Origin of the sequence: Streptomyces sp. NPDC013455 (genome assembly GCF_040632975.1) — a bacterium.
Taxonomy (GTDB): domain Bacteria; phylum Actinomycetota; class Actinomycetes; order Streptomycetales; family Streptomycetaceae; genus Streptomyces.
In genome coordinates, this window is record NZ_JBEYCX010000009.1 from 178,686 (window position 1) to 192,931 (window position 14,246).

General features: G+C 72.9%; 14 protein-coding genes. 10 read left to right on the forward strand and 4 right to left on the reverse strand.

What is annotated here, in order from left to right:
- Positions 1–16: 16 nt before the first annotated feature.
- Both ABZ576_RS17185 and ABZ576_RS17190 read right to left on the reverse strand, forming a co-directional pair.
- Entirely contained in the window at positions 17–1,081 is a 1,065-nt protein-coding gene (locus tag ABZ576_RS17185) for an SIS domain-containing protein (protein ID WP_360740934.1), read from the reverse strand.
- A complete protein-coding gene (locus tag ABZ576_RS17190) occupies positions 1,078–1,908 on the reverse strand; it encodes a BtpA/SgcQ family protein (protein ID WP_360740936.1) in 831 nt (276 codons plus the stop codon). Before ABZ576_RS17190 ends, ABZ576_RS17185 begins: the two co-directional genes overlap by 4 nt.
- Before the next feature lie 115 nt (positions 1,909–2,023).
- Here ABZ576_RS17190 and ABZ576_RS17195 point away from each other — a divergent pair, with 115 nt between their 5' ends.
- Positions 2,024–2,581: a Type 1 glutamine amidotransferase-like domain-containing protein gene (locus tag ABZ576_RS17195; protein WP_360740937.1), complete on the forward strand. Its 558-nt coding sequence runs from the start codon at positions 2,024–2,026 to the stop codon at positions 2,579–2,581.
- Positions 2,582–2,611: 30 nt separating this feature from the next.
- On the opposite strand, the gene ABZ576_RS17200 is transcribed toward ABZ576_RS17195, so the two are convergent.
- Positions 2,612–3,610, reverse strand: a complete 999-nt coding sequence (locus ABZ576_RS17200) for an aldose epimerase family protein (RefSeq protein WP_360740939.1) — start codon at positions 3,608–3,610, stop codon at positions 2,612–2,614.
- A 64-nt stretch (positions 3,611–3,674) separates the two neighbouring features.
- Between ABZ576_RS17200 and ABZ576_RS17205 the strand changes: the two genes are divergently transcribed.
- Positions 3,675–4,631, forward strand: a complete 957-nt coding sequence (locus tag ABZ576_RS17205; protein ID WP_360740941.1) for an LLM class flavin-dependent oxidoreductase — start codon at positions 3,675–3,677, stop codon at positions 4,629–4,631.
- Here ABZ576_RS17205 and ABZ576_RS17210 read toward each other — a convergent pair.
- Positions 4,628–5,050 carry a hypothetical protein gene (locus ABZ576_RS17210; protein WP_360740943.1) on the reverse strand — a complete coding sequence of 141 codons (423 nt, stop codon included), beginning with the start codon at positions 5,048–5,050 and terminating at the stop codon, positions 4,628–4,630. The two genes, ABZ576_RS17205 and ABZ576_RS17210, sit on opposite strands and share 4 nt — an antisense overlap.
- Before the next feature lie 312 nt (positions 5,051–5,362).
- On the opposite strand from ABZ576_RS17210, the gene ABZ576_RS17215 reads away from it, so the two are divergent.
- The 8 genes from ABZ576_RS17215 to ABZ576_RS17250 all read left to right on the forward strand — a co-directional run bounded on the left by ABZ576_RS17215 (position 5,363) and on the right by ABZ576_RS17250 (position 14,239).
- Positions 5,363–6,256 (forward strand): TauD/TfdA family dioxygenase, encoded by an 894-nt coding sequence (locus tag ABZ576_RS17215; protein ID WP_360740945.1) that lies wholly within the window; start codon positions 5,363–5,365, stop codon positions 6,254–6,256.
- On the forward strand, positions 6,253–7,851 hold the full coding sequence (locus ABZ576_RS17220; protein ID WP_360740947.1) for a pyridoxal phosphate-dependent aminotransferase: 1,599 nt from the start codon (positions 6,253–6,255) through the stop codon (positions 7,849–7,851). The genes ABZ576_RS17215 and ABZ576_RS17220 overlap by 4 nt, the downstream gene beginning before the upstream one ends.
- Positions 7,852–7,951: 100 nt before the next feature.
- Entirely contained in the window at positions 7,952–8,233 is a 282-nt protein-coding gene (locus ABZ576_RS17225) for an acyl carrier protein (RefSeq protein WP_360740949.1), read from the forward strand.
- Complete coding sequence (locus ABZ576_RS17230) at positions 8,230–9,852, forward strand: class I adenylate-forming enzyme family protein (protein ID WP_360740951.1); 1,623 nt, start codon at positions 8,230–8,232, stop codon at positions 9,850–9,852. Before ABZ576_RS17225 ends, ABZ576_RS17230 begins: the two co-directional genes overlap by 4 nt.
- A complete protein-coding gene (locus tag ABZ576_RS17235; protein WP_360740953.1) occupies positions 9,849–11,324 on the forward strand; it encodes a hypothetical protein in 1,476 nt (491 codons plus the stop codon). Before ABZ576_RS17230 ends, ABZ576_RS17235 begins: the two co-directional genes overlap by 4 nt.
- A complete protein-coding gene (locus tag ABZ576_RS17240; protein WP_360740955.1) occupies positions 11,321–12,535 on the forward strand; it encodes an ATP-grasp domain-containing protein in 1,215 nt (404 codons plus the stop codon). The genes ABZ576_RS17235 and ABZ576_RS17240 overlap by 4 nt, the downstream gene beginning before the upstream one ends.
- 148 nt (positions 12,536–12,683) lie before the next feature.
- Positions 12,684–13,409, forward strand: coding sequence for a hypothetical protein (locus ABZ576_RS17245; RefSeq protein ID WP_360740957.1), 726 nt, complete (start codon positions 12,684–12,686; stop codon positions 13,407–13,409).
- Entirely contained in the window at positions 13,406–14,239 is an 834-nt protein-coding gene (locus ABZ576_RS17250) for an NAD(P)-dependent oxidoreductase (RefSeq protein WP_360740959.1), read from the forward strand. Before ABZ576_RS17245 ends, ABZ576_RS17250 begins: the two co-directional genes overlap by 4 nt.
- Positions 14,240–14,246 lie beyond the last annotated feature (7 nt).

Consider the following 14,246-nt stretch of genomic DNA (forward strand, 5'->3'; position numbering starts at 1 on the left):
GCGGGTGTCCGCCGCCTCAGCGGGTCGAGAACGGGACCCGGCCCAGCGCGTCCGCGAGCGCGGCCCCGAACAGGCCGGCGAAGATGTGGTCGACCAGCGGGTTCCACTCCTCGCGCAGCCCGCCGTGGGTCGGCAGCACCCGGTGCGCGGCGCGCACCGCGAGGTCGTCGTGCCGGGCGACCGCCACGACCCGCCGCCCGATCTCCGTGCCGCGCACCACCAGGTCGACGGCGCGGGCGTGGCTGCGGCCGGGCGGGGCCAGGACGAGCAGCGGGCTGTCACCGGTGAGCGCGAAGCGCTCCACGTGCCACCACTCCTCCAGGTCCTGGGCGAACGCGGGCAGCCCGGACGCCTCCACCACCTTCGCCGCCGCGTATTTGGCGGTGCCCGCCTGCGGCCCGGTACCCGTCACCATCAGCACACCGGGATCCGCGGCCACCTCCTGGGCCAGCTCCCGGCACGGCTCCTCCAGCGCGCCGGCCGTCGCCGCCACGGCGCCGGCGGCGGCGCGCAGCTCGTCCAGGAGCGGCTTCGCGGGCTGCCGTGCGGCACCGAGGCGGACGGCGATGACGAAGAGCGCGGTCAGACAGGCCTGGTAGGTGAGGATGCCCGGGGACGGCTGCCTCGGGCCGGTCGGGGCGATCACCCCGACGTCCGCCGCCCGAGTCACCGGGCCGCCCTCCGCCACGGTCACCGCGACGGTCGGCGACCCCCGGTGCGCGGCCTCCTCCAGGGCACGGGCCACGGCCCTGCTGCCGCCGGACGCGGAGACCCCGACGACCAGGGTGTCCCGCCCGTCGCCGCCGGGTCCGACCCCGCCGTAGTCGAGGAACCGCTGGGCGTTCAGCGGCGCGCAGGCCAGGCCGGAGAAGCTCGCGAAGGCCGGCTCGGCGGCGCGGACCGCGTGGTAGGAGTCCCCGTTGCCGATGAGCACCACCCGGCGTGCCCCGCGGGCCGCCGAGCCGAGCGCCCCGTCCGCGGTCGTCGCGGCGAGGTGGTCGACCACCTGTGCCAACTCCTCGGCGAGGGCGCGGGCCTGGCGCCGCATCTCCTCGGTCGTGTAACCCTGGCGTGTGGTCACTCGGTGTCCTCCAGCGAGCGCAGTACGTCCATGTAGGCGGCGACCTTCTCCACCTCGATCCGGCCCTTCCAGCCGTTGAGGCAGGTGCTCACGAACGCCCCGTCGGCGTGGGCCATGAGCCGCGCGGCGTTCTCGTGGTCGGTGTGGCCCGCGAGGAAGACCGGCACGTCGGGTGCGGTCCGCCGGACCGCCGCGATGGTCTCCACGGTCCGCTGCTCGTCCTTGCCGCCCAGGCAGACCGCGTCCGCGCCGACGAACGCGGCCTGGCGGGCTATCGACTCCGTCGGGACGCCGCCGCCGAGCCACTGGAAGTGCATGGAGTCCACGTCGGCGATGATCTGGACGTCCCACGCGTCGATCTTCCGCCGGTACTCCATCACGTCGAGCGGGTCCGCCTGCACCAGGCCGTGGGTGCTGACCGTGGCGCCGACGATCGCGGTCGCCCGCACGAAGTCGCCCCCGCAGACCTTCGCCACCGCGAGCGAGGCCTTCGTGGCGTGCCGCATGAGCTGCACCCCGATCCGGAAGCCGCCGCCGGTGGCCTCCCGGGCCGCCCGGGCGATCAGGGCCATCGCCGTGATCCGGGCCGGGTCGGACTCGTCGCGGGTGCTGTAGACGCGGTCGACGGTCTGGAGGAGGGCGCCGTGCGCGCCGCCCTCGTACAGCGCCCGTACGGACGCCACCGCGTCGTCCAGGATCCGCGCGAAGGAACCGGCCTCGTGGAAGGGGGTGCCGGGCAGCGGATCCAGGTGGACGACGCCGAGGCACACCTTGCGCGGCCGGGCCGGCCGGCCACCGCCCGTCCCCTGTTTTCCATCCTGACTCAACGGATCACCTCGTATACTGAGTGTTATGCGCCTTTATCTTTCTTCGTTTCGCATCGGGAATCGGCCCGACGAGTTGCAGCGCCTGCTCGACGGGCGCACGCGCACGGCTCTTGTGATGAATGCGTACGATTTCCAGGATGCGGACACCAGGGCCGCTTCCACGGAGCGGGAGCTCACCGAACTGAAATCGGTGGGCCTGGCTCCGGAGGAACTCGACCTCCGTGACTTTTTCACGGACGGACGCTCGCTCCGGAAAACCCTGGAAAGCTTCGATCTGGTGTATGTGCGCGGCGGGAACACGTTCGTCCTGCGCCGTGCCCTGCTGCACAGCGGCGCGGACCGGCTGCTGCAGGAGTTCCTGGCCGACGACACCCTGGTCCTCGGCGGCTACAGCGCCGCCGCGGCCGTCGCCGGCACCACCCTGCGCGGCATCGCCGGCCACGTGGACGACCCCGACCACGTTCCCGCGGGCTACCCCGCGGGCCCGCCGCTGTGGGACGGGCTCGGCCTGCTGCCCTTCGCCGTCGCGCCGCACTACCGCTCCGACCACCCCGAGACCGAGGAGATCGAGCACACCGTCCAGTACTACATCGACCACCACGAGCCCTTCCTGGCGCTGCGGGACGGCCAGGCGATCGTGGTCGACGACGCCGGCGTCCGGGTGGTCGGCTGAGAGGTTGAGCGGCTGAGCGGCTGACCGGCTTCAGGGGGCGACGGAGAAGCGGTAGAGGGTGGTCTCGGTGCGGGTTTCGCCCGGGTCCAGGCGCACCGACGGGTAGTCCGGCCGGTTCGGCGCGTCCGGGAAGCAGCCCGGTTCCAGGGCCAGGCCGGCCCGTGGGGTGAGCATCTTGTCACCGGAGTACACGCCCATCCCCGGGCCCTCGGTGCGGATCTCCAGCAGCCTGCCGCTGACCGGATCGTGCAGCTGCGCGGCCCACAGCCAGGGGTCGTCCAGCACGAAGAAGTTGTCGAGCTGCTCGTCCCCGAGGGTGCGCGGGCTCTGGTAGTCCAGGCGGGTGCCCCGGATGTCCGCGGGTGGTCCGGTGCGCGGCATCTGCTCGTCGTCGAAGAGCACGCTGCTGCTGGAGTTGACGGCCAGCCGGTGCCCGTCGACGGTGCCGTGCCCGGCCAGGTTCCAGAAGGCGTGGTTGGTGAGCCCGAAGACCGTCGGCGCCGTCGTCGTACCCCGGAACTCGATGGCCAGCTGGGCCTCACGGCCGACGCGGTAGACCGTCTCGGCCGTGACCGCGCCGGGATAGCCCTGGTCGCCGTCGGGGCTGTCCAGCCGCAGCCGCAGCACCAGCTCGTCGCCGTCCCGGCCGGCCTCGGCCGCCCACACCCTGCGGTCGAACCCCTCGTCGCCGCCGTGGATGTGGTGCGGCCCCTCGTTGCGGGTGAGCTGGTGCGGCACGCCGTCGAGGACCAGCCGGCCGTCCCGGACGCAGCGGCAGTACCGGCCCACCGTCGACCCGACGTACGGGTTGCGGCCGCGGTCCTCGTAGTCGGCCAGTCCGGGCAGTCGCACGACCACGTTGTCGGTGCGGTTGTCCCGGTCCGGCGTGCGGACCTCGACCAGGGTGGCCCCGTAGGTCCAGACGGTGACCGCCAGACCGTCGCCGTTGTCGAGTGTGTACGCCTCGACTGGCAGGCCGGTTCCCTGCGGGGTGTTCGTCCGTCCGACGGGCTGTCGCTGGATTTTCACGGTTCCCTCCACGGAAAATATGGCCGCACACGGTTTCGGCGAGACCCTCGGGAGCGCTCGGCTCATGCGCATATACGGTGACGCGATACGGTTCGGAATTCATTCCGGGCAGCAGTACACGTCCTTTTCTGAAATGGTCGACCTGTGGCAGCGGACCGAGGAGGCGGGGTACGACTGGATCTCCTGTTTCGACCATTTCCGGCCGCCCATAGGCGGCCCCGGCGGACCCTGTTTCGAGGGCACCACACTGCTGTCCGCGCTCGCCGCGCGCACCAGCCGCATCCGCTGCGCCATGCTCGTCTCAGCGGTCACCTGGCGGCACCCCGCGGTGGCCGCGGCCGCCGCCACCACCATCGACCACGTCTCCGGCGGCCGGGTGGAGTTCGGCGTCGGCGCAGCCGGTGACGACCTCGGCTACGAGCAGTACGGAATCCCCTTCCCGCCCGCCGGACAGCGGCTGGACATGCTGGACGAAGCGTGCCGGGTCATGCGCGGACTGTGGGACGAGGAGAGGACGGACTTCGAGGGGAAGTACTTCCGGCTCACCGCCGCGCACCTGGAGCCCAAACCGGTGCAGCGGCGGCTTCCCCTGGTGATAGGCGGTGAAGGCGAGCGACGGATGCTGCGCATCGTCGCCGAGCACGCCGACATCTGGAACACGCTCGTGGCCGAGCCGGAGGTCTACCGGCGCAGGGTCGGTGCGCTGGCCGGCCATGCCGCCGCCGTCGGCCGGGACCCGGGCGAGATCCGGCAGTCGATGACCTTCCGGGCCATCCTCGGCGAGGACCGGCGGCAGGTGGAGGAGCGGCGGGAGGCCGTGGCCCGGATCCTGCCGCCGGACTCGCCGCTGTGGTCGGAGTATCTGGTCTTCGGCACCCCCGAAGAGTGCGTGGAGCGGCTGAAGCCCTACCTCGAACTCGGGGTGCGGGACTTCCTGCTGGGCTCCCGGCCGCCCCTGGACTGGCGGACCATCGAGCTGTTCGCGACCCATGTGATCCCCGCCCTCCGCGCCGCGGGTTAGGCCCGTACGGGCGCGTGGCCGCCGTGCGGCGAAGTGCCGGCCGCCCGGTCGCCGAGCCGGCCGGGAACGGTGGCCGCGAGGCGCCCGGCCTCCTCGGAGTACCGCGGCGCGGAATCCGGCACCTCTTCCGGGTATTTTCCGCCGCGCGGGATCTGGGCGAATTCCTTGCGGTCGAGTTCCGGGGCGTCTGGGCCGCTGTCCGCCGGCAGTGGAAAGAATCCCTTCCGGCCTCCGGAGTTCCGGTACTTCCACTCGGTGGCGCAGGCGAGGAATCCCGCCCGTTCCCGGCGGATCTGTTCGACCAGGCCCGTCCGGGCCGGGGGGTGGCCGGCGAGGACGCCGCAACCGGTCACCTCCAGGGACCTGGCGAGCTCGGCCGGCGCAGGGGGGTCGGCGTGGTCGACGGTCGCTGTGTGCATGGCCTCCAACTCTTCCCAAAGGTCCGGCCCGCGGATCTCGGTGGCAGACGGTATGCCACGTGTCGCGTTTGAGTCCACAGCCGTTGCTTTCAGGCGTTCGAGCGAACGCGCGGCCGCCGTTGTCACTGCCGGAAAGGGCACTTACGCTTTCTGGCCGGTCCAGTCAGAGGCGATTCGTTTTCGAGGCCGCGGAGGCTTTCTTGTGACTCGTTCCGACTCCCTGAATGACAGGGAATTCTTCGATTACGTGTGTAGTCGCCCGCGGACGGTCCCGGTCTCCGGCCAGGCGCCGGTGACCGGCGGGGACGAGTGATGGTGCACGGCACCTTCGTCGAACGCGACTCGGATCCCCATGTCGCCCTGCGCGGCTCGCTGCTGGCAGGCGGCCGGCGGCTGCCCGCGGTGCGCGCGGCGGTGCCGGCGGTGCCGGCGGGTGAACTGGCCGCCGAGACCGCCCGCCGCCTGGACGCGGACGGCCTCTTCCTCGGCGCCCTCGACACCCTCCTCGCGGACGACGACTTCATCGCCCTGGGCGCGGCCCTGGGGGAGCTGATACCGGAGACGGACCCGGCGGTCCAGGCCCATGTCTCCCAGGAGGTCCTGCTCAACCTGGTCAGCGTGCACCCGGAGACCGACGACGTGGCGCTGCAGCCCTTCGCGACCGGGGCGCTGACCCTGCACTCGGAGGGCAGCGGGCGCCCCGTCGCCGGGCAGCCCCGGTACATCGCGCTGATGTGCTGCGACCCCGGGAAGCCCGCCGTCACCGCGGACGGCCGGGAACTCGTCCCGGCGCAGACCGTCCTGGTGCCGATGGCCGACGTGCACGAGGCGCTGACCCCGGCGCAGCGCGACATCCTGCGCGCCACCCGCTACCGCGGCCACCGGTCCGTACCCACCGTGCTGCGCGAGGTCGACGGCAGGCCCGTCTTCTCCTTCCGCGACTTCGGTACCGCGGAGCTGCACTGGACGAGCGACGCCCGCGGGGCCTCCGCGTCCGATGTGAACGACGCCTTCCGCGCGCTGCTCGCGGCCATGTACGCGCCGGATCCGGCCGGGGCCGTCCACTGGGCGCGGGGCACGTTCGCCGCCATCGACAACACGTACTTCTTCCACGGCCGCACGTCCGGAGCGGCCCATCTGCCCAAGTCCCGGCGCCACTTGAAGCGGCTGCGGATCAGGACGCCACGGCACACGGGGGACCGATGACCACACAACCGGTGCTGTTCTCCTCCCTGGTGACCAGCGCACCTCTCGCGGTGCCCGAGGAGGTCGCCCGCCGGGCGAGCGCCGTCCCGCCGTCAGCGGGGCGCTTGCTGGACCCCTCCCCGGACGACCGGCTGGCCGAGCTCTTCCGGCGGGCCGCCGATCCGGCGGACCCCATGGAACTGCGCGACCTGTACCTGGGCCGGATGGAGGCCGAACTCGGCCGGCACGGCACCCGGCCCGAACTCGCCGAGCTATGGCGGCGGTCGGCGGTGCGCCGCCCGTTCGGCACCGAGGAGATCCTGACGTCGCGGGCCACGGTCCGCTTCGTCAAGGAGATGTTCAACTACTACTTCCGCGACGACCTCTACGGCGATCTGCGCTCCTCCGCCGATGTGATCCTCTCCGGCGGCTCCGTGGACGAGGAGGCCTGGGGGCTGCCCGGGGTCCTCAAGGAGTGCGTCTCCTACGCGCTGACCCGGGACTGGTACGGCTACTCCGACTCCCGCGGCCGGGAGGCGTCGCGCGAGGCGGTCGCCGGGTACGAGTCGGCCCGGCTGGGCTTTGCCGCGTACGGCGCGGAGAACATCGCGCTGACGATGGGCGCGACCTTCGCCATCAGCAGCCTCGCCGACTTCCTCCTGCTCGGCGGCACCGGCGGCGCGCCCGCGCTGTGCGCCATCCCCAACTACCCGCCGCTCGTGGAGTCCGTGGCCCGGCGCGCCGACGTCCGGCTGGTGCCGCTGCCGGCCCGGGACGGCACGACGTCGCTGCGCCCGCTGATCGACCAGCTCCGTCCGGACACCCCGCTGGTGCTGCTGCAGACCGCGGCGAACCCGACCGGCGCCCTGGTCTCCGAGGAGGGGCTCGACGAACTGATCCAGGCGGCGTCCCCGAACACGGCCATCGTGCTGGACGAGTGCCACGAGTGGCTGGGCCGGCCGGTCGCCCTGTCCAAGCTGCGCGCGGCACCCAACGTCATCCGGGTGAACAGCCTGTCGAAGAACTGGTCCGCCCCCGGCCTCAAGGTCGGCTGGATCATCGCCGACCGCACCTTCGTCGACGAGTACTACGAGTACGCGTCGACGACCTTCGGCGGACCGCCCTCCTTCTTCTACACCCTCGTCGAGGTGCTGGCGCGGATGGAGCGGTGGGTCGTCACGGGCGTCGAGGAGCCGGGCCCGGAGCAGTGCGGGGAGTTCGAGCCGGGTTACGGCGTCCAGCCGCGTGCCCTGGCCGCGGCCTACCGCGCCTACCGCTCCGACCGGCTGCTGCGGCAGGACGCCCTGCTGGCCCTGCGCGACGCGGTGACCGGCGGCCTCGATCTGCCGGGCGTCTCCGTCATGCCCGCCGCGTACTCCATCAACCTGGCACTGACCTTCGACGACCACGCCGACTCCTACCTCTGCTTCCGGGACCTGCTCCGGGAGACGGGCGTCTCCGTCTTCCCCGGCCTGCTGACCTTCGGCCTGTCCGGCGGCACCGTGCGGATCACCACCGCCCGCCGCTGGGAGGAGCTGTCCACGGCCCTGGAGCGGCTGGCGGACCGGCAGGAGCGCCTGCGGAGCACCGCTCGTTCGACCGCGTCGTATCCGTAGTCGAACGGGGGGCGGGCGCCGCCGTGACCATGCCCGGCGGCCGCCGCCCCCCTGTACCCAGACCCAGACAGGCAACCCGAGCAAGGAAGGCAGCGCGCGGATGAACGACGTGACGCGGACGGTCGAGGAGCTGGTCGTCCGGCACCTCAAGGCGGGAGCCGCGGGGGAGGGCGCGGACCTCGACACCCCGCTGAAGGACCGCGGTGTGGACTCGCTGTCAATCGCCGCACTGATCGTGGACATCGAGCGGACCTTCGGCGTCCGCTTTCCCTCCGGCCTGATCACGCAGGACACGTTCGTGTCCGTGCGCACGGTGGCCTCCGCCGTCAGCGGCCTCACCGAGGACGGCTCGGCCGGGCCCCGGGACGGGGGCGGCGCATGACCGGCGCCGAGCGGGACCACACGGCCGTCCACACCTACCTGGGCCTGCCCCCGGACCGGTTCGCCGGCCGCCACCCCACCGTGCCGGCGGCGCTGGCGGCCCGCGCCCGTGACATGCCCGACGCGCCCTATCTGACCGCGGTCGCCGCCGACGGCACCGAAACCGTCCTGACCTTCGGGCTGCTCGACCTGTGGAGCGCCCGGCTGGCCCGGTGGCTGCGGCACGAGCTGGCGATCACCCCGGGCGACGTGGTGGCGCTCATGCCGCTCAACGAACCGGTCTCCATCGCCGCCCTCTTCGGCATCGTGCGCGCCGGCGCGGCCTGCCTGCTGCTCAACCCCGGCGACCCGGCCGAGCGGGCGCTGCAGCAGAGCGACAGCCAGTCGGCGGTGCGGGTGCTGTACACGCCGGCGGTCCTGCGCGAGCGGGATCCGCTGCCGGGCGCCGTCACGGTGCCGGACCCGTCCACGCTGCCGGACGGCCCCGACGAGTCCGGCGGGCACGGCCTCACCGACGTACGGCCGGGCGCCGACGCGCTGCTCTTCGGCACCTCCGGGTCCACGGCGGCGTCCAAGATCGTGGCGCAGACCCACGGCAACGCCGCCGCGAACGCCGAGGCGTTCCGCCGCCACCACCGCGTCCGGCCCGGCGAGCGCATCCTGGGCTTCCTGCCGATCCACCACGCGAACGGCGTGCACACCACCCTGTTCTCCCCGCTCTTCTCGGGCGCCCACACGGTGCTGGCCGGTGCGTTCAGCCCCTTCCAGTACCCCGAGCTGGTCGAGCGGTACCGCCCGCGGATCGCCAGCACGGTGCCCAGCGTCCTCGACTCGCTGCTGCACACCTGGCGCGAGCCGCGGTTCCCCGCCGGCTTCGAGTACTTCCTGACCGCCGCCGCACCGCTGTCGGCGACGACGAGCGCCGGGGTGCGGCGGACCTTCGGCGTCCGGATCGTCCAGGGCTACGGGCTGACCGAGACGACCAACTTCTCCACCACCCTGCCGATCGGCCTCTCGGAGGACGAGTACCGGCGGCTCATGCTCGACACGGACATCCCCTCCATCGGCACCGCCGTGTACGGCAACGAGGTCGCGGTGTTCACCGAATCGGGGGAGCGGGCGCGGCCCGGCGAGGTCGGCGAGATCCGGATGCGCGGGTACAACGTCATGTCCCGGTACGCGGGGAACCCCGAGGCCACCGAGGAGGCGTTCCGGGGCGGATGGTTCCACTCCGGTGACCTCGGCTACGAGGTGGAGTCCGCCGAGAGCCCCGGCAACCTGCTGGTCATCACCGGCCGCACCAAGAACATGGCGAAGGTGCGGGGGGAGGCGGTCTCCCTGGAGGAGATGGAGCGCGTCCTGGTGCGGCTCGACGGCGTGCGGGACGCCGCCTGCGTCGCCGTCGCCGACGCCGTGGACGGGGAGGCCGTCGTCGCGGTCGTGGTGTCACCGCAGCGGGGCCAGGACGAGGTCTTCCAGCACCTGAAGGCCGCCTTCTCGGCGAACGCCCTGCCCCGGCGGATCGTCTTCGCCGACCGGATCCCCCGGACGAGCACCGGCAAGATCATCCGGCGGCGGCTCGCCGACGAGATCGACACGGGCCGGGGGGAGCGGCCGTGAACACCGGCGCGGAGCTCCGCCTGTACAACTCGCTGAGCCGCCGGCCGGAGGCGTTCGCGCCGTCCGGGCCGGACGCGGAGGAGGTCCGCGTGTACAGCTGCGGGCCGGTCGCCTTCGCCTCCGCGCACCTGGGCATCCTGCGCGGCTCCGTCTGCGTCGACCTGCTCCGGCGGGCGCTGCGCTGGAAGGGGCACTCCGTCCGCCACGCCATGATGACCACCGACGTGGTCCGGGCCAGCGTGCCGCGGGACACCGACCCGGAGTTCCACATCAAGGAGTTCCGCGGCCACCTGGCGGACCTGAACGTCCTGCCCGCCACACACCGCCCGCGGGCCTCGGAGCACGTCGACGACATGGTCGGCATAGCGGCCGAGCTGGAGCGCCGCGGCTTCGCCTACCGGCTCGCCTCGGGGCTGTACTTCGACACCTCCCGCTCACCGGGGTACGGGCAGCTCGCCGGCCTGGACGCGGACGGCCAGCGCGACGGCGCCAGGGCGGAGAGCATCCCGGGCCGGCGCAACAAGAACGACTTCGCCCTGTGGCGGCTCACCGGCCCCGACAGCGAGCCGGGAAGCGGCACCGGGACGGGGTGGGAGTCCCCGTGGGGCCGCGGCCTGCCGGGCAGCCACCTGCCCTGCACCGCCGCGAGCATGGCACTGCTGGGGGCGCACCCCGACATCCACACCGGTGGCCGCCACCACCGCTCCCTGCACCACGTCAACGAGATCGCGCAGAGCGAGGCGTACCTCGCCGACCGGCGCCCCTGGGTGCGGCACTGGCTGCACCACGGCGCGCTGACCTCGGCCCACCAGCCGATGGTCAGGAACAGCGCCCCGCTGCTGGGCGACCTGGCGGACGCCGGGCTCCACCCCATGGCGTTCCGCCTGTTCCTGCTGCGCGGCCACTACCACCGGGACCTGGCCTACACCCACGACGGCGTGGTCGCCGCCCAGGCCGCACTGCGCCGGCTGCTGACCCGGCGCCGTCCCCCCGCCCCCTACCCGCACGTCGAGACCTATCCGGACGCCAAGCGGCTGCTGCCCCCGGACGACACCGCCGCCCACCGGCTCCTGGACGCCATGGACACCGCGATCTGCGCGGACCTGAACACCGCGCAGGTCCTGGCCCGGCTCCAGCAGGCCGTCCGCTCCCCGGACGTCACCGACGACGGCCTGCGCGTCCTCCTCGCGGCGGCCGACGCCCTCCTCGGACTGCGCCTGACCACGCTCGACCCCGGACAGCTCGCCCACCGGACCCTCACCGGGGAGCCGTCCCGCGGGCAGCGGCACCTCATCGACCGACTGATCGCCGACCGCACCGCCGCACGCGCCCGCCGGGACTGGGAACAGGCCGACGCGATCCGCTCGCGGCTGTCCCGGATGGGCGTCGACGTCACCGACACCGGCGACCACTCGACCTGGACCCTGCGCCGGGACGGCCGCGTGCAGACGGAGAGCGAGACACACGCATGACCAGGAAACGCCTGATGATGGTCGCCAGCACCGGACGGCCGTTCCGCGAGTACATCCTGGCCGGCATGAGCGAGGTCGTGGACCTGATCCTCGTCGACGACCGGGAGCCGTCCTGGCAGCAGCCGTACGTCAGCCGGTTCCACCGGGCCGACCTCCGGGACCCGGTCGCCGTCTCCCGGATCGCGCGCGCCGAGGCACCCGACGGGCTCCTCACCTACGACGACGCGCTGGTCGAGATGGTGGCGGACCTGGCCGCCGGACTGGGCCTGCCCCAGGCCGCGCCCGAGGCCGTACGGCGCTGCAAGGACAAGGCGGCGCTGCGGGCCTGCCTGGACGCGGCCGGCCTCGGACCGGTGCGGTTCGCGGTCGCGACCGACGAGCGGGAGGCCCTCGCCGCCGCCGAGGACATCGGCTACCCGGTGGTGCTCAAACCCCGTGACCTCGGCGGGAGCATCGGCGTCGTACGAGCGGGCGACAAGGACCAACTCCTCGCCGGGTACGCCATGACGGCCGGCACCCGGGCCCGGTACAGCGAGATCGACGGACCGGCCGGTGTCCTCATCGAGGAGTACCTGGACGGGCCCGAGTACAGCGTCGACTGCCTCACCTGGCGGGGCGTCACCCACCCGCTGTTCGTGGCCGAGAAGGTCCTCGGACTCGCGCCGTACTTCGAGGAGGTCGGGCACGTCGTGCCGGCCGCGCCGCACCCGGGCCTGGACGAGGCCCTGCGCCTGGTGTGCGAGGCGCACCGGGCGGCCGGCCTGGACGACCTGGCCACGCACACCGAGTTCCGGCTGACCGGCCGCGGTCCGCGCATCATCGAGATCAACGTCCGGCTCGGCGGGGACCTGATCCCCCACCTCGGCCTGCTGGCCACCGGCGTCGACCTGTCGGCGGCCACCGCCGACGTCGCCGTCGGGCGGGAACCGCGGCTCACGGCCGACCGCTCCCGGGTGGCCGCCGTCCACATGATCTACCCGCCCCACGACATGACGTTCCGGCGGCTGCGCCTGGCCGGCGGCCCCGGCCGGCTCCCCGGCCTGGAGCGGTTCGAGACCATCGTGCCCGAGGGCCGGCAGGTCCGGCTGCCGCCGAACGGCTTCCGTTCCCGGGTGGGTTACGCGGTGGTCACCGGCGCGGACCGGGCGGAGTGCCTGGCGCGCCGCGCCGCGGTCGAGGCGGCCGTCGTGGTCGAGGGAGAACCGCTGTGAGCGGCGCCCTCACCCCGTGCGCGACGCCCGCGGGCCGGGCGTGGCGCCTCACCCCGTGCGCGACTCCCGCGGGCCGGGCGCCCTCGTGGGCGGGGCCACCGTCGCGGCCACTTCATCCGTTCGCACCGATGCAGGAAATGGAGAGCTCATGGCTTCCGAAACGCTGAAGGTCAATCCTGACGACGAGAACGAGGTGCACGACCTCGACGGCTTCCAGGATGCGGGATCCTGCATCGTCACCCCGGTCGCGTCGCTGCCGGCGGTGGCGGCGAACGCCCTGGTGAGCGCCCTGGCGCAGGTCGTCCGCAACGGCCACGCGGCGGAGGCGGCGCTGACCCCCGACGACGACGGGGTGATACGCGCCCAGTACTTCGAGGAAGGCCACGTCTACATGCTGGCCAAACCCATGGACGGGTACTCGGCGAGCCGTTACTGCATGGACCTCTTCAACGTCGGCGAGCGCGGCGCGTGTTCGCGGATGCACTACCACACGGGTGCGCGGATGGTCCGGCTGATCACGGGGGAGGACACCACGATCCGGGTGTCCGCGCTCTCCCCCTTCCACTACACCTACGTCGACGGGGTGACGCCCTTCAAGCTGGAGGTGGAGTGCGACCCGATGCCGGACAGCACCCGCAACCGGTACAGCTTCTGGGTGCCCGAGGCGTCCATCGTGGACATGCAGATCCCGCGCGGCACCTCGCACCAGTTCAATTCCTTCGGGGACAACGCGGTGATCGACACGATCCACCCGGAGGAGACCATCGAGGCGTTCCGGGAGAAGATGTCCGGACTGCGCATGATGGCCCAGACGGTGTTCCTGTCGGACGCTTTCCCGGCGGTCGAGGACTGCGGCGGAGAGCTGCGGCGATGACGGCGGTCGACTGGTACGGGCTGGGCGCCTTCGGCCTGCCGATGGCGTGCCGCTGCGTCGAGGCCGGTCACACCGTGCGCGCGGGCGCTGATCGCGGCCGGGTCGCCGAGTTCGTCCGGGCCGGCGGCCTGGAGCCCTCGGCGACGGTGCGGGAGCTGCCGATCGTGGCGCTGTGCCTGCCGTCGGCCGTCGAGGTCCTGGACGTGGTGCGGGACCTGGAGACGGCGGCCTGGGTGGTGGACTTCTCCTCGCACGATCCGCGGTCGGCCGCGAAGGCGGCCGAGCTGTTGCGCGAGCGCGGGATCGGATACGTCGACTGCCCCGTGTCGGGGAGCGTGGAGCTTGCCCGCGCCGGGGAGTTGACGGGGTATCTCGGGGCCGGCGCCGAGGACCTCACCGAGGACGTCCGCGCGCTCGTCGACAGCCTCTGCGGCCGTGTCTTCCCGACCGGCGGCCTCGGCCAGGGGCAGGCGATGAAGCTGGTCAACCAGGTCATCCACCTGGGCAACGTGCTGGTCCTGGGGGAGGGGTTCGAGCTGGCGGACCAGCTGGGGCTGGAGCCCGACACGGTTCTGGAGGCGCTGCGGGCGTCATCGGGTTCGAGCCGCATGCTGGAGCGGTTCGGCCGGCAGATGCTGAACGAGTCGTACCCGCGCCAGTTCAGCGCACGGCTGGCCCGCAAGGACATCCGCAACGCCCTGCGGCTGTCGCCCGGCCTGCCCGTGGCGGCCATGGTCGAGGAACGCCTGCGCGCTCTCGTCGACTCCGGCCTCGGCGAGGACAACTTCACCCGGCTGGCGAAGCGGCCGCAGGGGCGGCCGGAGCGGTAGCCGGCGC

What these genes read in the sequence shown, in the direction of transcription:
- ABZ576_RS17195 (WP_360740937.1), top strand. Translation starts at nt 2,024, where the DNA reads ATGAATGCGTACGATTTCCAGGATGCGGACACCAGGGCCGCTTCCACG.
- ABZ576_RS17205 (WP_360740941.1), top strand. Translation starts at nt 3,675, where the DNA reads ATGCGCATATACGGTGACGCGATACGGTTCGGAATTCATTCCGGGCAG.
- ABZ576_RS17210 (WP_360740943.1), bottom strand. Translation starts at nt 5,050, where the DNA reads ATGCACACAGCGACCGTCGACCACGCCGACCCCCCTGCGCCGGCCGAG.
- ABZ576_RS17215 (WP_360740945.1), top strand. Translation starts at nt 5,363, where the DNA reads ATGGTGCACGGCACCTTCGTCGAACGCGACTCGGATCCCCATGTCGCC.
- ABZ576_RS17220 (WP_360740947.1), top strand. Translation starts at nt 6,253, where the DNA reads ATGACCACACAACCGGTGCTGTTCTCCTCCCTGGTGACCAGCGCACCT.
- ABZ576_RS17225 (WP_360740949.1), top strand. Translation starts at nt 7,952, where the DNA reads ATGAACGACGTGACGCGGACGGTCGAGGAGCTGGTCGTCCGGCACCTC.
- ABZ576_RS17230 (WP_360740951.1), top strand. Translation starts at nt 8,230, where the DNA reads ATGACCGGCGCCGAGCGGGACCACACGGCCGTCCACACCTACCTGGGC.
- ABZ576_RS17240 (WP_360740955.1), top strand. Translation starts at nt 11,321, where the DNA reads ATGACCAGGAAACGCCTGATGATGGTCGCCAGCACCGGACGGCCGTTC.
- ABZ576_RS17245 (WP_360740957.1), top strand. Translation starts at nt 12,684, where the DNA reads ATGGCTTCCGAAACGCTGAAGGTCAATCCTGACGACGAGAACGAGGTG.
- ABZ576_RS17250 (WP_360740959.1), top strand. Translation starts at nt 13,406, where the DNA reads ATGACGGCGGTCGACTGGTACGGGCTGGGCGCCTTCGGCCTGCCGATG.